The organism is Rhodoferax sp. (assembly GCF_034520025.1).
Lineage (GTDB): Bacteria > Pseudomonadota > Gammaproteobacteria > Burkholderiales > Burkholderiaceae_C > Allorhodoferax.
On the sequence record NZ_JAXHNZ010000002.1, the window covers coordinates 259,290 to 281,292 of the forward strand.

The 22,003-nt window shown below is 57.8% G+C and carries 20 protein-coding genes, 1 tRNA gene and 1 pseudogene; 14 read left to right on the plus strand and 8 right to left on the minus strand.

From position 1 onward, the window contains the following. Nucleotides 1–46: 46 nt before the first annotated feature. The 10 genes from uvrB to U5L73_RS09565 all read left to right on the plus strand — a co-directional run bounded on the left by uvrB (nt 47) and on the right by U5L73_RS09565 (nt 8,384). Nucleotides 47–2,170 (plus strand): excinuclease ABC subunit UvrB, encoded by a 2,124-nt coding sequence (gene uvrB / locus U5L73_RS09520; RefSeq protein ID WP_322562141.1) that lies wholly within the window; start codon nt 47–49, stop codon nt 2,168–2,170. Between the two features lie 117 nt (nt 2,171–2,287). Next, on the plus strand, nt 2,288–2,824 hold the full coding sequence (gene iscR / locus U5L73_RS09525; protein WP_313875918.1) for a Fe-S cluster assembly transcriptional regulator IscR: 537 nt from the start codon (nt 2,288–2,290) through the stop codon (nt 2,822–2,824). Nucleotides 2,825–2,855: 31 nt separating this feature from the next. Further along, nucleotides 2,856–4,076: an IscS subfamily cysteine desulfurase gene (locus U5L73_RS09530; RefSeq protein WP_322562142.1), complete on the plus strand. Its 1,221-nt coding sequence runs from the start codon at nt 2,856–2,858 to the stop codon at nt 4,074–4,076. A gap of 22 nt (nt 4,077–4,098) precedes the next feature. Continuing rightward, complete coding sequence (iscU, locus tag U5L73_RS09535) at nt 4,099–4,485, plus strand: Fe-S cluster assembly scaffold IscU (protein WP_313875920.1); 387 nt, start codon at nt 4,099–4,101, stop codon at nt 4,483–4,485. A gap of 1 nt (nt 4,486) precedes the next feature. Then, nucleotides 4,487–4,810, plus strand: a complete 324-nt coding sequence (gene iscA / locus U5L73_RS09540; protein WP_296508458.1) for an iron-sulfur cluster assembly protein IscA — start codon at nt 4,487–4,489, stop codon at nt 4,808–4,810. Further along, a complete protein-coding gene (gene hscB / locus U5L73_RS09545; RefSeq protein ID WP_322562143.1) occupies nt 4,807–5,322 on the plus strand; it encodes a Fe-S protein assembly co-chaperone HscB in 516 nt (171 codons plus the stop codon). Before iscA ends, hscB begins: the two co-directional genes overlap by 4 nt. An 11-nt stretch (nt 5,323–5,333) precedes the next feature. Beyond that, entirely contained in the window at nt 5,334–7,190 is a 1,857-nt protein-coding gene (hscA, locus tag U5L73_RS09550; RefSeq protein ID WP_322562144.1) for a Fe-S protein assembly chaperone HscA, read from the plus strand. 12 nt (nt 7,191–7,202) lie between these two features. Next, nucleotides 7,203–7,541 carry an ISC system 2Fe-2S type ferredoxin gene (gene fdx, locus U5L73_RS09555; protein ID WP_313880870.1) on the plus strand — a complete coding sequence of 113 codons (339 nt, stop codon included), beginning with the start codon at nt 7,203–7,205 and terminating at the stop codon, nt 7,539–7,541. An 8-nt stretch (nt 7,542–7,549) separates the two neighbouring features. Next, nucleotides 7,550–8,260 (plus strand): DNA polymerase III subunit epsilon, encoded by a 711-nt coding sequence (gene dnaQ / locus U5L73_RS09560; RefSeq protein ID WP_322562145.1) that lies wholly within the window; start codon nt 7,550–7,552, stop codon nt 8,258–8,260. A 49-nt stretch (nt 8,261–8,309) separates the two neighbouring features. Next, nucleotides 8,310–8,384: transfer RNA gene (locus U5L73_RS09565), tRNA-Val, on the plus strand. Nucleotides 8,385–8,455: 71 nt separating this feature from the next. Here U5L73_RS09565 and U5L73_RS09570 read toward each other — a convergent pair. Continuing rightward, on the minus strand, nt 8,456–9,142 hold the full coding sequence (locus tag U5L73_RS09570) for a PilZ domain-containing protein (RefSeq protein ID WP_322562146.1): 687 nt from the start codon (nt 9,140–9,142) through the stop codon (nt 8,456–8,458). Further along, nucleotides 9,139–10,101 carry an alpha/beta hydrolase gene (locus U5L73_RS09575; RefSeq protein WP_322562147.1) on the minus strand — a complete coding sequence of 321 codons (963 nt, stop codon included), beginning with the start codon at nt 10,099–10,101 and terminating at the stop codon, nt 9,139–9,141. Before U5L73_RS09575 ends, U5L73_RS09570 begins: the two co-directional genes overlap by 4 nt. A gap of 367 nt (nt 10,102–10,468) precedes the next feature. On the opposite strand from U5L73_RS09575, the gene U5L73_RS09580 reads away from it, so the two are divergent. From U5L73_RS09580 to U5L73_RS09590, 3 genes and pseudogenes are all read left to right on the plus strand, one after another. After that, a complete protein-coding gene (locus U5L73_RS09580; protein ID WP_322562148.1) occupies nt 10,469–10,783 on the plus strand; it encodes a hypothetical protein in 315 nt (104 codons plus the stop codon). Between the two features lie 4 nt (nt 10,784–10,787). After that, a pseudogene (locus U5L73_RS09585) lies at nt 10,788–11,891 on the plus strand (NAD(P)/FAD-dependent oxidoreductase). A gap of 57 nt (nt 11,892–11,948) precedes the next feature. Continuing rightward, a complete protein-coding gene (locus tag U5L73_RS09590) occupies nt 11,949–12,818 on the plus strand; it encodes a DUF4394 domain-containing protein (RefSeq protein WP_322562149.1) in 870 nt (289 codons plus the stop codon). A gap of 51 nt (nt 12,819–12,869) precedes the next feature. Here U5L73_RS09590 and U5L73_RS09595 read toward each other — a convergent pair whose 3' ends face one another. Beyond that, nucleotides 12,870–13,949, minus strand: a complete 1,080-nt coding sequence (locus U5L73_RS09595) for a quinone-dependent dihydroorotate dehydrogenase (protein ID WP_322562150.1) — start codon at nt 13,947–13,949, stop codon at nt 12,870–12,872. Nucleotides 13,950–13,994: 45 nt separating this feature from the next. Here U5L73_RS09595 and rpiA point away from each other — a divergent pair, with 45 nt between their 5' ends. Then, the gene (rpiA, locus tag U5L73_RS09600) at nt 13,995–14,693 is read left to right on the plus strand and encodes a ribose-5-phosphate isomerase RpiA (protein ID WP_322562151.1); all 699 of its coding nucleotides are present in this window, start codon (nt 13,995–13,997) and stop codon (nt 14,691–14,693) included. 12 nt (nt 14,694–14,705) lie between these two features. Here the strand turns inward: rpiA and U5L73_RS09605 are convergent, their stop codons facing one another. From U5L73_RS09605 to U5L73_RS09625, 5 genes are read right to left on the minus strand one after another with little or no spacing between them, the layout of a single operon-like run. Then, nucleotides 14,706–15,329, minus strand: coding sequence for a riboflavin synthase (locus tag U5L73_RS09605; protein WP_322562152.1), 624 nt, complete (start codon nt 15,327–15,329; stop codon nt 14,706–14,708). A 54-nt stretch (nt 15,330–15,383) separates the two neighbouring features. Continuing rightward, nucleotides 15,384–16,514: a bifunctional diaminohydroxyphosphoribosylaminopyrimidine deaminase/5-amino-6-(5-phosphoribosylamino)uracil reductase RibD gene (gene ribD / locus U5L73_RS09610; RefSeq protein WP_322562153.1), complete on the minus strand. Its 1,131-nt coding sequence runs from the start codon at nt 16,512–16,514 to the stop codon at nt 15,384–15,386. Continuing rightward, nucleotides 16,511–17,107, minus strand: coding sequence for a GspH/FimT family pseudopilin (locus U5L73_RS09615; protein ID WP_322562154.1), 597 nt, complete (start codon nt 17,105–17,107; stop codon nt 16,511–16,513). The genes ribD and U5L73_RS09615 overlap by 4 nt, the downstream gene beginning before the upstream one ends. Then, nucleotides 17,104–17,565, minus strand: coding sequence for a type IV pilin protein (locus U5L73_RS09620; RefSeq protein WP_322562155.1), 462 nt, complete (start codon nt 17,563–17,565; stop codon nt 17,104–17,106). The genes U5L73_RS09615 and U5L73_RS09620 overlap by 4 nt, the downstream gene beginning before the upstream one ends. A 4-nt stretch (nt 17,566–17,569) precedes the next feature. Next, a complete protein-coding gene (locus U5L73_RS09625) occupies nt 17,570–21,994 on the minus strand; it encodes a pilus assembly protein (protein WP_322562156.1) in 4,425 nt (1,474 codons plus the stop codon). Nucleotides 21,995–22,003: the final 9 nt, after the last annotated feature.

Below are 22,003 nucleotides of genomic sequence, written 5' to 3' on the forward strand. Positions count from 1 at the left end.
TACAGTCTTGGGTTTCGTGCTTTTTCTGCTGTCCGGACCTACTCTCATGCCTGCCTCCAAAAATCCCGTGCCCCTCGCCGTCGTGGAAAACGATGATTCGGCGCAAGTGCGCACCGGTACCTTTGTCAGTTTCCCGGGGTCGCCGTTTGAGCTGTACCAGCCCTATCCGCCCGCGGGGGACCAGCCGGAAGCGATTGATCAGCTGGTGAGTGGTGTGGAAGATGGCGAGGTTTTTCAAACCTTGCTGGGCGTGACCGGGTCGGGCAAGACGTTCACCATGGCGAACGTGATCGCCCGTTTGGGCCGTCCTGCGATCGTATTTGCCCCGAATAAGACACTTGCTGCCCAGCTGTACAGCGAGTTCCGCGAGTTCTTTCCGAAGAATGCGGTGGAGTATTTCGTCAGCTACTACGACTACTACCAGCCCGAGGCCTATGTGCCTCAGCGTGACCTTTTTATTGAAAAAGACAGTGCGATCAACGAGCACATTGAACAAATGCGCCTGAGTTGTACCAAGAGCATCATCGAGCGGCGGGATGTGGTGATTGTGGCGACCGTGTCGGCCATTTACGGCATCGGCAAGCCAGAGAGTTACCACCAGATGGTGATGACCCTGCGCACCGGCGATCGTATGGGCCAGCGCGACATAATTGCCCAATTGGTGCGGATGCAGTACCAGCGCAATGACATGGATTTCAGCCGGGGTGCCTTTCGGGTGCGGGGTGACACCATCGATATCTTTCCGGCGGAGCACAGTGAGATGGCGATTCGCGTCGAGCTGTTTGACGACGAGATTGAGAGCCTGCAGTTGTTTGACCCGCTGACGGGGCGCATCCGCCAGAAAATCCCCCGCTTTACCGTCTACCCCAGCAGCCACTATGTCACGCCCCGCGACCAAGTGCTGGCAGCGGTGGAGACTATCAAAACCGAGCTGGCGGGTCGTTTGAAAGAGTTTGTCGGCATGGGGAAGCTGGTCGAGGCGCAGCGCCTGGAGCAACGCACCCGCTTTGACCTGGAAATGCTCAGCGAGGTGGGGCATTGCAAAGGCATTGAAAACTACTCGCGCCATTTGAGTGGGTCTGCCCCGGGCGAGCCACCGTCGACCTTGACCGACTATTTGCCCAAAGACGCGATGATGTTTTTGGACGAGAGCCATGTGTTGATCGGTCAGTTCGGTGGCATGTACAACGGCGACCGGGCGCGTAAAACGACTCTGGTGGAGTACGGATTCCGCTTGCCCAGCGCCCTGGATAACCGGCCGCTCAAGTTTGAAGAGTTCGAGACCAAAATGCGGCAGGTCGTGTTCGTGTCGGCCACGCCCGCGCAATGGGAGAACGAGCATGCCGGGCAGGTGGTGGAGCAGGTGGTACGCCCCACGGGCTTGGTGGATCCTGAGGTCGAGGTGCGTCCGGCGGGTAGCCAGGTGGATGACGTGCTGCAGGAAATCCGGATCCGGGTTGACAAAAACGAGCGCGTGTTAATCACCACCCTGACCAAACGGATGGCGGAGCAGCTTACCGATTACCTGACCGACAACGGCGTAAAGGTGCGCTACTTGCATAGCGATGTGGACACCGTAGAGCGTGTCGAAATTTTGCGGGATCTGCGTTTGGGTACGTTTGACGTGCTGGTCGGGATCAACTTGCTGCGAGAAGGCTTGGATATCCCGGAAGTCTCGCTGGTCGCCATTCTGGATGCCGACAAAGAAGGCTTTTTGCGCTCGGAGCGTTCGCTGATCCAGACCATTGGCCGTGCTGCCCGAAACCTGGAAGGTAAAGCAATTTTGTATGCCGACAAGATCACGGACTCCATGGCGCGTGCCATTGGAGAGACCGAGCGTCGCCGCAAAAAGCAAATCGCTCATAACCTGGAGCGAGGCATTACGCCTAAAGCTATCGTCAAAAAGGTACGCGACCTGATTGATGGCGTCTACAGCGAAAAAGCGGGCAAAGAGGCTGAGCGTCTGGAGCGGGATGCCCATCAACGTGCTCAGGTGGAGGACATGAGCGAGAAGGATGTGTCGCGCGAAATCAAGCGCTTGGAAAAGCTCATGATGGAGCACGCGCGCAATCTCGAGTTCGAAAAAGCAGCACGTGTACGCGATCAATTGACCATCCTGAAAGAGCAGGCTTTTGGCGCGCCAGGGACTGACAACATCGTCAATCTGTAAAGTTGATTATTCCTATCGGGTAAATAGACTGATCAGTCTGCTTACCCGACTGATATGCGGGGTTTAGTGCTACACTCGAGCCCGCCAGTCAACAACCCTGCCACCAAGGAGCAAGCGATGCGTCTCACCACCAAAGGCCGTTTTGCGGTCACCGCGATGATCGATCTGGGCCTGCGTCAAAGCTCAGGGCCTGTGACTCTGGCTGCGATCAGCCAGCGCCAACAAATTTCCCTCTCTTACCTTGAGCAGTTGTTCGGCAAGCTGCGCCGCCACGATTTGGTGGAGTCCACCCGCGGCCCGGGCGGCGGTTACACCTTGGCCCGCAAGGCGTCTGACATTACCGTCGCGGAAATCATCACGTCGGTAGACGAGCCGATCGACGCCACTCAATGCAGCGGCAAAGAAAACTGCTTGGGCGAAGGTGCACGCTGCATGACGCACGACCTTTGGGCCTCATTGAACACCCGTATGGTGGAGTTTTTGGACTCAGTCACCCTGCAAAAGCTGGTGGACGATCAACTCGCCAAGGGTTTGCAAATCGAAGACAAGCCGAGCATCAAGCGCGCAATTTCTGCAATGCCAGTGGTCAAGCCGATCCGGGTGAATGCGCCGAATTCGGTGTTTGCCTTGGGCAATGCCTTCTCGAAATCCTGATTTTTTTACTGCAGCCAGCACCGAGCCAGCTATGGACACAACACCTCATTTTCCGATTTACATGGACTACAGCGCAACCAACCCCTGCGACGAGCGGGTGGTGGATGCCATGGTCCCTTGGCTGCGTAACCATTTTGGCAATCCGGCATCCAGGAGCCACGCCTGGGGCTGGGAGGCCGAAGCTGCTGTCGAGAAGGCCCGCGAGCAAGTCGCATCCTTGATAGGTGCGGATCCTCGTGAAATCGTCTGGACCTCGGGTGCTACCGAGTCCAACAACCTTGCAATCAAGGGTGCCGCACAGTTCTACAAGACTAAAGGCAAGCACATCATCACGGCGAAAACCGAGCACAAGGCGGTGCTGGATACCTGCCGCGAGCTGGAGCGCCAAGGGTTTGAAGTCACCTACCTTGATGTGCAGGACGATGGGTTGGTCAACCTAGATACCTTCAAGGCCGCTATCCGCCCCGATACCATTTTGGCAAGTGTGATGTTCGTGAATAACGAGATCGGCGTGATCCAGGACGTAGTGGCCTTGGGCAACGCGTGCCGCGAAAAAGGTGTGATTTTCCATGTGGATGCAGCGCAGGCTACCGGCCGCGTGGACATTGACATGACCCAGTTGCCCATCGATTTGATGAGCCTGACCTCCCACAAGACTTACGGCCCCAAAGGTATTGGCGCCTTGTTCGTTCGTCGCAAGCCGCGCATCCGTCTGGAAGCCCAAATGCACGGCGGTGGCCACGAGCGCGGTATGCGCAGTGGCACCTTGCCTGCCCACCAGATTGTAGGCATGGGCGAGGCGTACGCGATTGCCAAGGCCGAGATGCATGAAGAAAACAAGCGTATCAAGGCTCTGCATGACCGCATGTTGGCTGGCTTGGAAGGCATTGAGCAAGTCTTTATCAACGGCCACAAAGAAAAGCGCGTTCCCCATAACTTGAACATGAGCTTCAACTATGTGGAAGGCGAGTCCTTGATCATGGGTATCAAGGGCTTGGCAGTCTCCAGTGGTTCAGCTTGTACTTCCGCCTCCTTGGAGCCCAGCTATGTGTTGCGCGCTCTGGGGCGCAGCGATGAATTGGCGCACAGCAGCTTGCGCATGACGATCGGCCGATGGACCACCGAGGCGGACATCGACTACGCGGTCGACACCATCAAGCAAAACGTGGCCAAGCTGCGTGATTTGAGCCCGCTGTGGGACATGTACAAAGAAGGTATCGACCTGTCTACTATCCAGTGGGCGGCGCACTGATCAAAATTACGAGGTAGAGCAAATGGCATATTCAGACAAAGTCGTTGATCACTATGAAAACCCCCGCAACGTAGGCTCCTTTGACAAGGGCGATGACTCGGTGGGTACTGGCATGGTGGGTGCGCCCGCCTGTGGTGACGTGATGAAACTGCAAATCAAGGTGAACGCTGAGACCGGTGTGATCGAAGATGCACGATTCAAAACCTACGGATGCGGCTCAGCGATTGCGTCCAGCTCCCTAGTGACCGAATGGGTAAAAGGTAAAACGCTTGACGAGGCTGCGGCCCTGAAAAACAGCCAGATCGCTGAAGAATTGGCGCTACCACCGGTCAAAATCCATTGCTCGATCCTTGCGGAAGATGCGATCAAAGCAGCCGTGGACGACTACAAGAAAAAGCACCTGAACTGATATGGCCGTCACCCTGACAGAGGCCGCTGCGCGCCACGTGACCCGCTACCTGACCAAACGTGGAAAGGGAGTGGGGGTGCGTTTGGGCGTAAAGACCACAGGCTGCTCCGGCTTGGCGTATCAGTTGGAGTACGTGGATGAGCTGGCACCGGAAGATATCGTGTTTGAAGGCCATGGCGTGAAAGTTTTGGTCGACCCCAAGAGCTTTGCCTACATTGACGGTACCCAGCTGGATTTTGTCCGCGAGGGTTTGAACGAAGGTTTTCGCTTCAATAACCCCAACGAGCGCGACAAGTGCGGGTGTGGTGAGTCCTTCCGAGTGTGAACCTGCAAGATGATGATTTTGCCCTCTTCGGTTTGACGAGGGCGTTCGCGCAGGATCGTGCATCTATCGATGCGCGCTGGAAGGGACTTCAAAGGGAAGTCCATCCGGATAAATTTGCGTCTCATGGCCCCGCAGCCCAGCGGGTGGCGTTGCAATGGTCCGTCAGGATCAACGAGGCTTACCAGCGCTTAAAAGATCCCCTGAAGCGTGCTGCCTATTTGTGTGAGTTGGCCGGCAAGCCGATTCAGGCGCACAGCAACACCGCCATGCCCGCTGCATTTCTTATGCAGCAAATGGGGTGGCGCGAGGCGCTGGATGATGCGAATGGGGCAAGCGCACTGGAGGCTTTATTGGCCGAGGTGCAACAAAGCCGGCAAGAGCTGCTGGGCGCCTGCGAGACTGCGTTGGACCAAACAAAAGACTTTGAAGCCGCGGTGAGTCACGTTCGAGCTTTGATGTTTATCGATAAGTTCGCGCTCGATCTGCATCAGCGTTTAGATCAATTTGAATAGTGTGAGATGTCATGGCGCTTTTGCAAATTTCAGAACCCGGCCAATCCCCCAACCCGCATGAGCGCCGTATAGCTGTCGGTATTGATTTAGGGACCACCCATTCTCTGGTGGCCGCGGTGCGCAGCGGCGTGGCGGAGTGCCTGCCCGACGCGCAGGGCCGGGTGGTGTTGCCCAGTGTGGTGCGCTATCTGGATGCTGATCGCCGGCAGATCGGCTTTGACGCCTTGGCGAATCAAACCACCGACCCGGGAAATACGATTGCATCGGCCAAGCGCCTGATGGGGCGCGGTTTCGCGGATATTGCACACGCCGACAAGCTGCCGTTTGCCTTGTTGAACGAGCCGGGGATGGCCCGGATCCGCACCATTGCCGGGGTGAAGAGCCCGGTGGAAGTCAGTGCAGAGATCCTCGCGACCTTGCGGTTCAGGGCAGAAGACAGTTTCAACGACGACATTTACGGTGCAGTTATTACGGTGCCGGCGTATTTTGATGATGCACAGCGCCAAGCCACCAAAGACGCAGCCCAACTTGCGGGCCTGAATGTCTTGCGCTTGATCAACGAGCCCACGGCGGCCGCCATTGCGTATGGTTTGGACAACGCCTCGGAAGGGGTCTACGCCATTTATGACTTGGGCGGCGGCACCTTCGATATTTCCATTCTTCGTTTATTGCAAGGTGTTTTTGAAGTCTTGGCCGCCGGTGGCGACTCCGCACTGGGGGGCGATGACTACGATCGCGCATTGGCGGAGTGGTTGCTGCACACTGCAGGCCTTTCTGCGCCCACTCCTGAAGACCAAGCGGTGTTGATGGCAGGGGCACGCTCTTGCAAAGAAGCCTTGTCGGCTGAAGAAATCGCCAGCGTGGAAGTGGATCTGTCTGTAGGTGCTATCGACTTGGGCATAAGGCGCGAGGATTTCGAAGCTGCCACCAAAGACCTAACGGCGCGCACCTTGCAAGCCGTACGCAAGGCTTTGCGGGATGCGTCCCTCAGCAAAGAAGATGTTCAGGGTGTGGTGCTGGTCGGCGGCTCTACGCGCATGCCCCAGATCAAGGCTGCTGTGCAGACCTTTTTTGGTCAAGAACCTTTGACCAATTTGAATCCGGACGAGGTAGTGGCGCTGGGTGCCGCCATTCAGGCGAACCAGTTAGCCGGTAACAATCCGGGTGGCGATTTGTTACTTTTGGATGTCATTCCGCTTTCATTAGGTGTGGAAACCATGGGTGGCTTGGTTGAACGTATCGTGCCGCGAAATCAAACCATTCCGACTGCCATGGCGCAGGATTTCACCACCTACAAAGACGGTCAAACCGCGCTGGCCTTGCATGTCGTCCAGGGTGAGCGGGACCTCGTCGCCGATTGCCGCAGCCTAGCCCGGTTTGAGTTGCGCGGCATTCCCCCCATGGCAGCGGGCGCTGCCCGTATCCGGGTAACCTTCACGGTCGATGCCGATGGCTTGTTGAACGTCTCTGCCAAAGAGCAGGTGAGCGGTGTGGAGGCCCGGATTGATGTGAAGCCGTCTTACGGTCTCACTGATGATCAAATTGCCGCCATGCTCAAAGACAGCTTTGCCACTGCAGAAGCCGATATGCGATCCCGCGCCTTGGTAGAAGCCAGGGTGGATGCCGACCGCCTAATCTTGGCAACACGCAGTGCCTTGGATGCGGACGGTGAGCTTCTCAATGCCGCAGAGCTCACTGCCATTGATGCCGCTATTGCCGATGTGACCGCTGCCACGCAGGTCACCGATCCTGCCGTTATTGAAGCCGCGATCAAGGCGCTGGCCGATGTGACCGAGCCCTTTGCCGCCATGCGGATGAACAAAGGTATTTCACAAGCACTGGCCGGCAAAAGCATTGAATCCATTTGAAGTGAACTGACCATGCCCATTATCAAAATCCTGCCGCATCCTGAGTATTGCCCCGAAGGGGTTGAGCTAAAAGCGGCACCCGGCACTTCCATTTGCGAGGCGCTGTTGGAAAACGGTATCCAGATTGAACATGCGTGCGACATGAGCTGTGCTTGTACCACCTGCCACGTGATCGTGCGCGAAGGTTTGCAAAGCTTGAATGCGGCGGAAGAAACCGAGGAAGACCTGTTGGACCGCGCTTGGGGCTTGGAGCCACAGTCCCGATTGAGTTGCCAGGCTTACCTGGCGCAGCAAGACCTGGTGGTACAGATCCCCAAATACACCATCAACCACGCCCGCGAAAACCACTGAGGCAGACCATGCGCCAGATTTTTCTCGACACGGAAACCACGGGTTTCTATGCTAATCACCCGGATCACCCTGACCGTATGGTGGAAATCGGCTGCGTGGAACTCGTCAACCGCAAGCTGACCGGGAACAACCTGCACTTTTACCTGAACCCGGGGCGGGACAGCGACGAAGGTGCGTTGCGGGTCCACGGACTGACAACCCAGTTTTTGAGCGACAAACCCCGCTTTGAGGAAATTGCCCAAGAGCTGGTGGACTATGTAGCGGGCGCCGAAATCATCATCCACAACGCGCCCTTTGACCTGTCCTTTCTGGATATGGAGCTCAAGCGCACGGGCAAGAAGCCGTTCAAGAGTTTTGTCGGCAGTGTCTTGGACACCTTGGTAATGGCCAAGGAAATGTTTCCGGGCAAACGCAACAGCCTGGATGCTTTGTGCGATCGCTTGGAGGTAGACAACTCCGGGCGTACCTTGCACGGGGCGCTGCTGGATGCCGAGTTGCTGGCCGACGTGTACATCAACATGACCCGGGGCCAGGATGCCTTGTTGATGGAGAGTAGCGATACCCAAGAGCCCGGCTTGGTAGTGGAGCAGTTGGACCTGCGCAGCATGCAACTGCCAGTCCTGGAAGCGAATGCCCAAGAAATGGCCGCGCACTATGATGTTTTGGCCCAACTGGACAAATCTAGTGGTGGAAAAACGGTGTGGAAGCAAATGGCCTAAAAAATGGTATATAATCTGAGGCTTCCTTGATACAAGATCACAGTTTCAAGGGCGATTAGCTCAGGGGTAGAGCACTGCATTCACACTGCAGGGGTCGCAAGTTCGAAACTTGCATCGCCCACCAGATAAAAAGCCTTCCAAGTCCGCTTGGAAGGCTTTTTTGTTTGTCTGGGCAGCGTCTGTGACGCGTTGTGGCTAAGCCCCGGTGTTCACCAGGTAGTGCAGTCGCACGATGTCCTCGGCGCTGAGTTGCTGAAACGCCAATCCCACAATCCAATGGTCGAGGCCCGTAGGGCGGCTGTGATGGCATATTTTGGCGAGCAGCTCCAGCTGGATGAGCGTGGACGCCGTCTCGGCCTCCAGCTTCCAGGCAATGGTGTCGCCCACACTGCCCAAAGCCTCCGCGCTCAGAACCATGGCGCCATAAGGACTCAAATCCGCCAGGGTGACAGGGCGGAATGCAGCCTCCGGCGCTGTACGAACCTCCGCAGGCCAGGCGACTTTGGTTCGCATGGACTGGCGCACCCGTGTGGCATCGACTTGGCCAGGGTATGCCAGCAGCGCGTAGGCAAAGGGCGCCTCAAAAGTCTGCAGGACTTTGCTGATGAAAGAGAACTCGTACTGGCCCGTGAAGCCACGCACGATACAAACCTCGCCAGTGGTCAGCCCGGTTTGCACCGCATCCGAGTTGGCGGGTCCGACCATCACGCCCTTGCCCTCGATCGCACCAAAAAACTGGGCCTCTGTTTTGCTGGTGCCCTCTACCAAGCGCCGAGTCTGCAGCGCCATGCCGGAACGCAAGCCCAATTGGCGCAGCGGCAGGCGCAAAACCTCCGGCTTATCGCCGGTGGAAGGGGGCTTGGCTGTCATGTCAGGTGTCATGGTGCAAGCGGGCCGAGTGTGGCGACCCATTGAAGAATGCTTTGCGCCATAGGCGCGGTGGCTGCGGGAGCCCGGATTTCGCCTGCCAGCACATGCTGACCTTTGGCTTCGCTGTAGTCGACTTTTACCAGGTGTTTGTTGGTTGAGCTGAAGCGGTCCAATGCGGCTTGAGAGAGGCGGGGCTCTACCGTTTTGTCGTCGACGCTGTACAGCATCATGACCGGCGCTGAGAAGCGCTCCAGCGTCCTCTCGCGGGTCGCTTTGACCAGTGCCATCATGGGAAACAAGCTGCGGGTAGGGTAGCTGCTGGTCCAGGCTTGGCTCTCAGCATTGCTGGCGGGTGTGTGGGCGCGCTCCTGGCCGAGCAAGGCAAAAGCGGCCTGGTGGCCCCATGGGCCGTTGATCAGATCAGCGCGCTCATCCTTGGGCCCGAAGTTGGGCGAGACAAACACATGTCCCGCCACACTGGTTTTGGGGCCGTTGACTTCAAGCCAGGTCGCCAGCGTTGCACCGGTAGAGCAGCTGATGACCAACACCCGCTCGCCCAACTGACGCCCGATATTCAGCGCTTCTTGGGCGTCTGCCAGCCAGTCTTGCACCTTCGCGTCTCCCATGGCAGGGCCGGGTAGGCCATGGCCTGTCAGACGGGTGTAAAACACATTGGCGCCCAGACCCTGCGCCACTTGCCCGGTGAGGGGGGCGGTCTCCAGCCTGCTGGCAGAGAAGCCGTGCAGGTAGACCACCGCCCACGGTGTTTTTTGCCCCGGGTTCTTTGCCCAAACGATGCCTTTGGCGTTGCCGGACTTGATGCCGGGCACGCTGGCTTCTTGTGAGGCTAGCCAGTCATCCAGAGCGGCCAGGTCCTGGGGTGCTTGGGCGCGCGGTGTCGCCGTCGGCGCGCCGAATTCGTTACGTGGGCCCACCAGATACACCGCCACCAGCACGGAGAGGACAGCCAATGTTCCGGTAATTGCTTTAAACCAGGGCCGCCGAGCAAAAGCAGGAGCCACGGCAGTCGCGGCGGAATGAGCAGATGGATGAGCAGGCTTCAAGAAAAGGTCTCCTTCGCAAGGGGGCGCGCGGCGCTGGAAATGCCCCGTCAGATCCGCGCTTTTGTCGGGGTCAGAACCGCACTGCGGCGCCAAGATAGTACACCGGCTCTTCGTTGGCCGGACTGAAGGAATCACGATGCAATGTGCCCTGTGGCCCCAGCTGATGCGCATTTGTCGAGTGCTTGCCACCCTCGGGATGGGGTCATGGCTGACCGCGTGTGCTTTGGCAGAGCATGCAGGCTGGCGCCTTGTCACAACCCGGAGGTCTGCACTGATGCAAACCGGAGGGCAGCGCCTGGAGGGCGTGGTGAGTTTGCGGCCCGACCGCACGGGCGATATGAGCCCTACCGGCACGGGCAGCATCGCCCGCTGCGCCGGATCGCTCAGGTTTACCAGCGTTACCGGGGGTGCCATGGACATGCGCTGCAGCGATGGTGCGATGTTCGCCATGCAGTTTGTCATGGTCAATGAAGTCAAGGGCTATGCCTCTGGGCTTCATGGCGAGGCCACCGCTGCCTTGACATTTGGTATGGATGCCCCCGAAGCGCAGGCCTATTTGTCGCGCGCCACCCGACCCGCGAGCCCTTGAAACGATGGAGCATGTAGATTGCGTGGTGGTGGGGGCGGGCGTTGTAGGCTTGGCAGTCGCACGGGCTATTGTCCAAACGGGGCGGGATGTGTGGGTGCTTGAGGCCTGCGATGCGATAGGCACCCAGACCAGTTCGCGCAGTAGCGAGGTGATCCACGCCGGCATCTACTACCCCAGTGGCTCGCTCAAGGCACGCCTGTGTGTCCAAGGCAATCAGCAGCTGTACCACTATCTCGAAGAGCGGCAGTTACCTTTCCAGCGGTGTGGCTAGTTGATGGTGGCGACCCGGCCGGAGCAGATGCTGCAGCTCGAGAGCCTGCATCGGCAGGCAGTTGCCAACGGCGTACTCGACCTTGAGTTTTTGAGTGCTGCACAGGTAAGCGCGATGGAGCCTCATCTCCACTGTGCGGGTGCCTTGTGGTCACCCAGCACTGGTATTCTGGATAGCCACGCGCTGATGGTGTCTTTATGGGGTGATCTGCAGGCGGCAGGCGGTGTTGTAGCATTGAATTCGCCCTTGGCTCTCGCGGAATATGCACATGGCGCTATAAATTTAGTAGCAAGTGATGGCACGGAGTTGCAAGCTGCGCTGGTCATCAACGCAGCGGGTTTGCAAGCTTGTGAGGTGGCTCGCCACTGCAAAGGAATGGGGGTCGACACCATCCCACAAGCGCGCTACGCCAAAGGCAACTATTTCACCTTGGCAGGGCGCAGCCCCTTCACCCATCTGGTGTACCCGATGCCGGAGGCAGCGGGCTTGGGTGTGCACCTGACTCTGGACCTCGGCGGGCAAGCTCGCTTTGGGCCGGATGTCCAGTGGGTGGATGATCCTGCGGATTTGGACGTGGAGCCCGGCAGAGGCGAAGCGTTTTACCAGGCGATCCGCAGTTATTGGCCCGCTTTGCCCGATGGCGCCCTCCAGCCCGCTTATGCCGGCATGCGACCCAAGATCTCCGGTCCCGGCGAGCCCGCTGCAGACTTTTTGATCCAGACTGCCCAGGCACACGGCGTGCCCGGCTGGATCAATTTGTTCGGTATCGAATCCCCGGGCTTGACGAGTGCACTGGCAATCGCCGACCATGTGGTCGGGCTGATTCACGCAACCTGAGCCACGGCGCTATTGCGCCGGCTAAGGCTCTTTCCACCCCCAGAAAGGACCCCTCTCATGAAAGTATCACCCACACTGCGCCGCGGCGCGCTAGCTGGTAGCGCGGCTATCGCCCTGGCCTTGAGCGGATGCACCGCAATGCAAGAAGGTGCTGGCACGCCGAGCAAAGAAACCTTGCAAGTGGTGACCGACAAGCTAGAGCTCTTGACGCTCAATGCCGGCCAGCCCACCAAAGTCTTGAAGCGGGTGCAGCTTTCCGGGCTGGCCGCGGGCGACACCCTGGTTGGTATTGATTACCGCATCGCCAAAGGGGTGCTGTTCGCCTTGGCCAAGTCTGGCCGGCTCTACACCGTGGATACCGCGACCGGCGTGCTGAAGCCGGTGGGTGCAGCGCCAGCGGTGGCTTTGCAGGGCGACGCCATCGGCATGGATTTCAACCCGGTGGCCGACCGTGTGCGGGTCATGAGCACCAGTGGCCAGAATGTGCGGCTGCACCCCGACACCGGTGCCCTGGCTGCCACAGACCCGGCACCCTTCTATGCCGCAGGCGACCGGCGTGCCGGTGTGAAGCCAGAGGTGGCCGCTGCGGCCTACACCTACAACAAAAAAGACGACAAGCTCACTACTAACTTTGCGATCGACCGCAACGGTGGGTTCCTGGTCACCATGGGTACCGCAGAAGGCGTGCAGCCCGTGGTGTCGTTCAACACCGGCCAGCTGTACAGCGTAGGGGCCTTGGGCGTGACCGACATGTCGGATGTGAGCATGGATATTGCCGATGTCAGCGGTGCTGCGTTTGCGGCAGTGCGCCTGAAGTCGCACGCCACCACACGCTTGTACAGCGTGAATTTGCAGACAGGCAAGGGCACCTTTATCGGCACTATTGGGGATGGAGCCAGGGTCTTGGGCTTGGCCGTGGAGCCTTGATTTGCTATGAAAAATATAGCTGCCAGCGCACGCGGAATGTGGGCTGGCAGCCTATTTCTTTAAGTTTTTGATGGCCACTGCTGCGTCTTTCACCAGCTGGGGGCCCGAGTAAATCAAGCCGGTGTAGATCTGCACCGCATCCGCACCCGCTTTGATTTTGCTGACCGCATCGGCCGCACTCATGATGCCGCCCACCCCGATGATGGGGAAGTCTTTGCCCAGCGCTGCACGCAGTTGGCCAATGACCGCATTGCTTTTCTCCAGCACCGGTGTGCCTGAGAGGCCGCCTGCCTCGTCGCAGTGTGGCATGCCCTTGACGGCTTCGCGTGACAAGGTGGTATTGGTGCCGATCACACCCCAGGCGTTGTTGACCTTGCCACTGCTGTCGGTGCCATAGCGTTGGAGCGTGGCCGCAATAACGGCGACTTGGTCTGCTTCCAGATCCGGGGCAATCTTCAGGAAGATAGGTTTGCGCTGGCCGTGTTTTTGGGCCAGTTGCTCGCGGCGTTCGGCAATGGCGCCCAGCAGGGCATCCAGCGCCTCGTCGCTTTGCAGGCTGCGCAGGTTCTTGGTGTTGGGGCTGGAGATGTTGACGGTGATGTAGTCGGCATGCGGGTACACACCGTCGAGGCAAACAAGATAGTCGTCGGTGGCCTTTTCGATCGGGGTGGCCGCGTTTTTACCGATGTTCAGGCCCAGCAGCAGCGACGGATTTTTGCTCTGGCGCAGGGCAGAACGCTGCACATTCGCAATGAAGGCATCCAAGCCATGGTTGTTAAAGCCCAGGCGGTTAATGAGCGCGTTGGCCTCGGGCAGGCGGAACATGCGGGGCTTGGGGTTACCCGGCTGGGCCAGCGGGGTGACGGTGCCGACTTCCACAAAGCCAAAGCCCAAGGCACCCAAGCCGTCAATACAGCGGGCGTTTTTGTCGAGACCGGCGGCCATGCCTACGCGGTTGGGAAACCGCAAGCCGGCGATGGTGACAGGGTCGTCCACCCGGCTGTTGCAGTAGGCCAGCTTGAGAGGGTTGCCTTGGCTGGCAGCAAGGCCAGCCATGGTGATGTCGTGGGCGACTTCGGGGTCCAGATTGAACAAAACGCGGCGGGCGAGGGCGTAGGGCACCAGAGACATCGGATAATTCCTGCTTTCAGATTTCAACTCCCCGGATTGTCCCCCATGACCACCTCTCCTACGCCCGCACTGACCCAAGACGAACTCAAAACCCTGGTCGGCCAAGCCGCTCTGCAGTACGTGGTGCCCGGTGAGATCGTGGGTGTGGGCACCGGCTCCACCGTCAACAAGTTCATCGATGCGCTGGCCACCATCAAGGACCAGATCAAGGGCGCCGTCTCCAGCTCCGTGGCCAGCACCGAGCGACTGCAGGCGTTGGGTATCAAGGTGTTTGACAGCAACGAGGTGGACAAACTTTCCGTTTACATCGACGGTGCCGACGAGATCGATGGCGCCGGCAACATGGTCAAGGGCGGCGGCGCCGCACTAACGCGCGAAAAGATCGTGGCCGCCCAAAGTGCCAAGTTCGTGTGCATTGCAGACGAATCCAAGCTAGTGCAAACGCTGGGTAAGTTTCCACTGCCGGTGGAAGTGATCCCCATGGCAACGCAGCGCGTCATCGCCCAGTTTGCTTCCAAAGGCGGCAAGGGCGCCATCCGCCTGAAAGACGGCAAACCCCTAGTGACTGACAACGGCCAGTACATCGTGGATGTGACGGGCCTGCAAATTACCGACCCGCTGGTGTTTGAGGCGGAAGTCAGCCAATGGCCCGGCGTGGTGACGGTGGGTGTGTTTGCTTACCAGCGCGCGCAGGTGTGCTTGCTGGGCACTGCCACTGGCGTCAAAACGTTGTCGTTTGAGTAAAACGCGGACGTTTTAAACCACGGGCGCAGACATCATGCGCTCCACATAGCGCGCGACGGTGTCGATTTCGAGATTCACTGCGCTGCCCTGAACGAGGGTGCCTAGCGCGGTGTTCTGTACGGTGTGAGGAATCAGGTTGATGCTGATCTCGCAGCCGTCTGCCACATCCGCCACGCGGTTGACCGTCAAGCTCACCCCATTGATCGTGATGGAGCCTTTGTAAGCCAGGTACTTGGCCATGGCGCGCGGTGCTAACACCCGTAGCTCCCAGCTCTCACCGACCTGAGCAAAATGGCTGATGCTGCCGATGCCATCCACATGGCCCGACACGATATGGCCGCCCAAGCGGTCGTTGGCACGCAGCGCTTTTTCGAGGTTGATAGTGCCTGTGCCGTCCAAGCCAGCTGTTTTGTCCAGCGACTCGGCGGAAATATCGATGGTGAACTGACACGCCGCCACATCAAAGGTGGTGACGGTCATGCAGGCGCCGTTGAGTGCAATGCTGTCGCCCAATCCCACATCGTCCAAATAGCCAGCTGGGGCTTGGATAGTGAGGCGCTTGCCGTGGGTGGAGGAATCGCCCAGAGCCTGGACGGCGGAAATGCGGCCTACGCCGGTGATGATGCCTGTAAACATAGTTGCATTTTGTCAGGTAAAGGGCAGGGCAGACGTGGCCCCGCCCGCAAAACCCTAGAAGCGGTCGCGGCCCAACACCCGCGCGACTATGCGCAAGTCCGGACCCACCATATCAGTGGACTTGAACTCCAGTTCTACACCCTGACCCAACTCCTTGAGTGGCCCGATATGGAACATTCCAGCACCCTGGCCCAGCAGTTTGGGCGCGAAGTACATCACGAATTCGTCCACCAAACCAGCGCGGACCAGCGAGCCGTTCAGTTTGAAGCCAGCCTCTACATGGAGTTCATTGATCTCGCGACGGCCGAGGTCAAGCATCATGGCCGCTAAGTCGACTTTGCCTGTGAGCGCGCCTTGGGAGTTGCGCTCCGGCATATCCACGATCGTTGCGCCGGCCTGCTCTAAAGCCGCTCTTTTAGAAGCATTTTGGCCGTTGGTGTAGATAAATACTGCGCGACCCGCTATAAAAAAAGGGGCGTCCGGCGGGGTGTCGAGGTGGCTGTCCACCACTACCAGATGTGGCTGGCGCGGGGTGTCCACCAAGCGTACATCCAATCGGGGCCGGTCTGCCAGCACGGTACCTATGCCGGTGAGTATGGCGCACGACCGGGCGCGCCATGCATGGCCGTCCGCCCGCGCATCAGGCCCGGTGATCCATTGGCTGGCGCCATTGTCGAGCGCGGTAGTGCCATCCAACGACGCAGCCACCTTCATGCGTACCCAGGGGGTCTTGCGGATCATGCGGCTGAAAAACCCGATGTTGAGCTCGCGGGATTGAACTGCCAGCGGGTGGTCAGGTGCAAGCACTTCGACCTCAACACCCGCCGCGCGCAGCCTGGCAAAGCCGTTACCCGCCACTAAGGGATTGGGGTCCAGGTTGGTAGCCACCACTTTCTTGACACCCGCCTGTATCAGCGCATCGCAACAGGGGCCAGTGCGGCCATGGTGGGAGCAGGGCTCTAGGGTGACGTAGGCGGTGGCGCCTTCGACGGAGTGGCCTTTTTCAGCCGCGTCGCGCAAGGCCATAACTTCGGCGTGGGGGCCGCCTGCGCGCTGGGTGTGGCCTTGGCCGATCACATGCCCTGAACCATTGGCAATAAGGCAACCAACTCTGGGGTTCGGGTTGGTGAGATAGGTCGCCGATTGGGCTTGTACCAATGCATTGCGCAAACAGCTATCGTTCACTGTGTGTCTGATGCAGTATCCGAAGCCTTGCAATTGGCATCTGTATCGGATTGTGGTTTACACACCCTTGCGCGCCCGGTGTTGGCAATGATCACCCGCCGTGTTTGTGCAAGCTGCTCTGCGCCGGACACATCATTGCGCTGAACATTCAGTGTCAATCCGCCGAATGCATTTGCCTTGGTTTTTGCGTAACCTGAAGCATCAAAAAGGATGTAGGGAGTAGTCCCGGTGGCTGTATTGTTTCCAACAACCGTGAAATACGATGAGACCGCCGGGTGTTGGGTGATTAATGTGTCTGTGCCACTGGTGTAGGTTTGATTACGGTTCTTATCTACAAATACGATCCAGCCTTGCGACCACGAGCCCGCGCTGTCCACGGGCTCCAGCATGGTGCTCTGTCCGCTTTTTATGGCTTCCATGCGCGCGGTATTAATGGCAGTCAGCAGCGTGGAGCTAGCAGCGGTCAGTTCGTTGTTGCGAAGGAACGATTGCACCGAAGGAACCGCCACAGCCGCTAAAGTCGCCGCAATCGTGAGCGTGACCAAGAGTTCGATCAGTGTGAATCCGCGCGAGGGCCGTTTGAAGATTTTCATGGCCAGCAAAGCCGGAAGTTCGAGGTGCTCGCCGTTCCAGTACAAGCTTTTTCGCCATTACTGGTAATGGACAGGTTTCCAACCTCGGGGTCCGCGACTTTCGGAGTCGCGGTTACGCGCACACACTCCTTGATGGTCAGTGTCGCGTTGCAAGTGCCTGCTGAAAGCCAGTAATGGCCGGAGGCTGGAGCATCTCCGGAAAAAGTTTTAAAAGGCACCGAGGCAGGGCTGGTAGTACCACCGGTGTTGGTGAAGTCCTGATAGGTATTTCTTTGGGTGGCAAAGCGCTCTTGTTGTTGGAGCAACGACACCAAGTCTGTCCGGGCCTGCGCACGCCTTCCCTTCAAGACTGCTGAGTTGTACGAAGGGAGCGCGATGGCGGCAAGTATGCCAACGATGGCAACCGTGATCATCACCTCGATCAAGGTGAAGCCTTTGGAGTGTTTTCTGTATGGCATGTGGCTAGTTGTTTTTGAGATCCTGGTAATTGTTGACCTGGCGCCAACTCAATCGTCCTGAAACCGTGGTGACCCCGATTCTGCTCCCTTTGGTGGCCGCGCCTGAGCCGGTGTCTACGCGGTCAGAATATTCAGTCTTGGTCCTTCGCCCGGTGGTCCGGCTCTTGGTGTAAGTGGTTGCACTGGGAATTTGCACGATCAATGACTCACCGAGTAAGCCCACCGTGGAAGTCCTGAAAGTTCCGTTACCGCTGTCCAAGTCAAGGTCATAGGTCCTGCCACTACCGCCCGCCGCTGTACAGCCGCCGGTACTACCCGGTGCAGCAGGTATCAAGGTGTTGAAGGCTAGATTGTTGCCAATGATCTTGGGGTTGCTAACGGCTTTTTCACCAGATGACGGGAAGTCAAAGTAATATCCCGCCCGCGTGGTGGTGTCTGCGTCACTCGATGGGCGCCCCCACTTGAAGGCAGATACCAAAACTTCCCTTTTCTCTGGAGTTGTCCCTATCGCCGGTGTTATGCGAGTTACGCCCTGTACGAGCCTTCCGCGTCCTGAAATAGCTGGGGGTACTACAGGGCCCGAAGTATCTGCGACCCGAGAATTGTTGTCATAGATCGAATAAAAACTCTGCGGTGCAGTGCTGTTTTTGTCGCCCGACTCCATAAATTTACCGGTACCAAAAGATACGACGATGTCGGTTGTGCTCGAAACAACCGCTGCTGCTGACAAGGCTGGTGCCATCGTAATTGGCTGGATGGCCCCAGATGCACTCTTGGCAATGTACAGAGGGTAAGGTGCTATTGAGACCCCTGACCCAGTCTTAAAGTACGAGAGCTTATTGATGTTCCAGTCGGTGCTGCCGAGTAGTGAGAAGTCGAGCTTCCAAAGATTGCCGTGCAGGTCGCCGGCATACAACTGGGTCACTTCACGGTTAGGCCCAATAATTGTTTGAAAATTAACGACACCCGTTGGATTTGTTAGCGAGGTTGTGGCATTGAAAGGCAACGCGATTTTGTAGTAATTGGGTTCACTACCGGTAGCTGTCCAAGCCGTGCCTGCGGGTTTATCCAATGCAAGCAAGAAAATGGTCGGTGCACCGGTGGCGCTGAAAATACCCTCGCCGTCATTCACATAGTTGTTGACCCCACTCGCTACCGCAGCAAACCACCGGTAGACAGGTGTCGTTGCGCTAGGTGCGCTGGTTCGCATTTTGACGAGTTTGGGAGCACCAATAACAAAGCCCATATCGGCGTCATGCTTTTGGTTGAACTCCCACAACACTTTGCTGGCACTGAAGCTTGAAGGGTCAGTCACGTCTAATGCGTAAACGCCACGCCCACCCGCGCCCGTGCCACCGACCAAAACGGTTTTCCAATCACTAGCAACGGCGAGCGTGGTGTTGGCAATCTTGACCTCGCCGACTACGGGTGTCGCGTCCACATAGGCTTGGTGATTGGCGGCGTAGGTAGGCGCGGTGAGGGCGGCTAGCTTGGGGCCCATCCAACTCGGAATGTAGCCAAACAATTCATCGCCAGTGGCGGCGTTGAATGCGTGCAACATGCCATCGTTGGCACCCACATAAACCGCAGCGGTGCGTGCGGCGTTTGCTGTAGCAAAAAGTGAGTAGCTTGCGTCGCCAGCAACGCTGGTCGTGGGGGCACCCGAATACACCACGCCCGAATTCACAATATCACCGAGCAGCTTGCCTGTTCGCTGACGGAAGGTGGTGCCGTCCCGCGCGGGAGATCCACGCAGATAGCTCAGGCGGTCCGAGCCTAGTGTGTCCTCGGCAGATGACGGTGTCAGCTTGCCCAAATGAACCCTCAAATCAGCATCAATATCGTCCCATTTGAAGTCGGTAGCGACTGGGTTGGGGTTGGTGCTTGCGCGACCGACCACGATATTGCGCGCGGTTGCAGGGTTTGCCATAGCCGTAAGCCGAGCAGCTGCAGACCATGTCGCTGTGGCGCCTATGACTAACTCATTAGAGGTGTTGAGGGTGAGTGGGGTTGCAATAACGTCACCCGTCCAGTTTGAAGTGTCGAACGCACCTTGATAGAACGCCGTGCCCGAGCTGGTAAGGTTTTTGTTCTGTAGGGCGGCACCGGCAATGCTCCGCGCTTGGGTAGACGCTCGGGAGAAGATTTCATCAAATGCCGTCAAAATACCCCGCGCGCTACTCTGCAGATAGTATGAATTTGCCTCCCCTGCGGGCCGCACGGTGTCTTGCCACACATTGTTGTTGGTGTTTCCGTCTTTGTCTTTGAACGGGTTACCGTAAGTGTTGTAGGGGCTGCCTTCCGGATTCGACGGGTCTGTTTCAAAGCCACCGTATTTCGCTGCCATGAAAAACTGGTTGGCGAATCGCCGGTAGTTGGTTTGCCCCGTCGTCTCGCCAGAGGTGCCGCCACTCGAACCACCTTCGTTCACGTCAAATGTGAAGGTGCGTACCCGCAAGCCCGGGCGCTGTTTGCTGGGAGCGTTGGTCCAGCCGCTTCCACGGATGTCTTGTGTTCTCGCCCAATAAGCAGTGCCCATGATTTGGGAGGTGCGCAAGCCGGTGGGGACGCTGTTGTTAGCGCCATTGGGGTTGCCGGTCGTCCGAGTCACACCTTGGCCATCGGTGTAGTTCACTACTTCGTTTTTCTCGAATTTTTGAACGATCGTTCGCCAAGCATTGATATTGGGAATGTTGTTGGCTGCATCTGCTGTCGGCAAGCGGTTACCGTCATGGGTATTGACATCCCCAATCACCACAATATTCGCTTTGGTGCACGAGTAGTCTGCCGTCGGAGTGCGTGAGCCGCCATAGGGGTCTGCCCAAGTGGTGTATATGGGGAAACCGTCGTGCATGGCGGCATCCAAGGACGCGATTGCCGCAGAAGATGGCCCCAAGCCTTGCAAGTACCGCAAGGTCTCGTAGTGCAGTTCTCCCACAGGGTCATATCGCTTATAAACTCCGGGTGTTCCAGTGCGTCCAAACTTGTTGAGGTAGTTGATAACGCCAGAGATGTTGTAGGTGGTGTCCCCATCGGGGTTGGCACGCAGCACGCCGGTGGTTTGATCCCACTCGATATTGGGATTACCAGTCGCGGGGGTGTTTTCTTGGCCGGTCTCGTTAAAGGTGCGGTTGCCGACGTATTTCATGGGCGCACGCAATACACCACCGTACCTGCCTGAGCTGTAACTAGCAGTTTGATCTAATGCATAACCAAAGGCGGCCAGTCGCAAGGCATCGCTGTATTTTTGGATCACGCCAGTGGGCTTGTACTTACCGTTGGGGTATTGTTTGCAAAGGTTGTAGTCTCGGACATCCGTCAGAGTGCCTGCCGTGCTAGTGCAGACATTTACGCGGGCGTAAAAAAAGCCATCGCTGTTGAGTCCTGCAGTGCCTGTGGGAGGTGTAGCGTCCCGGTAAAAGCATTTTTTGACCGTTCCAGAAATCGGGTCTCCAAACGTGGCGTTTTTGCAGGCAACCCCCGTGGTGCTGGTGACCGGTGCTACCGCCCATTTGCGAAGGGCACCGTACCAAACTTCTTTGCTGCCGTTAAAGGTGCAAAAGCCGTTTTCGTTTGCACATTCCGTCATGCCCGTTGTCGGGCGATCAATAGCAGGGTAGGTCACCACCGGCCCAAAAGCGGGTGCAGTAACCGCAACGCCGAGCGTGTAGGCCGTGGTGTCAGTGCAGCTACCGGCTCTGGATGTGCCGAAATAGATCCGGTTCAACGTGTTTGCCACCCAGATGTCACTGGTGCCGGCTTGGGTAATCAGCAGATTGGGTACTGCGCCCCAATACCTACCGGAACCGCCCCCATCTCTCGACAATTGTTTCGCCGGAAAGTTGCTGTTGTTCCACATGCAAGTAGGGTTTCCATTTGGAATAAACGCGCGCTGCAGCAAGGTTAGCGAATCAGTATCAATGTAGCGGTCACCACCCGACAGTGCGAGGCGCAACATGTCAATCGCTGAGCTGGAAGCCCAGTTCAAAAAGTTGCCACTGAATGCGTCGGTACACATTCTTGATACAGCTGCTCCCGTGCGATCAAAGCGCTTGTAATCAGAGATTGTTTCCGTGCCGCTGAGCGTTTCGGTTGGGGCATTGTTGTAGGTGTAGCAACTCTCAGCGTCGTAGTAACCTAGGTACTCCGTCGTGTTGGAGTAATTGTTGTCTGTGCCGGAACCAGAGGGGTACTGCGATCCTACCGTTGGGAACTCCACAGACAACGAGAGTGCAATTGCTGGCTTATCGCTTGCGGGTGGTGCATACAGCGGGTCTGCCGCCAAATTCACTGCGGGAATACTTGGTGGTGCAAGTTGGCTATTTGCAAAAAACGCTAACCCAATGCCTCCTAACAGGAGCACAGCACCCGCAACGAGGCTAGCTTTAGTCTTCAGAAGACGTGGAATATGTGAGAGATTCAGTTGCATCAGGGGTCT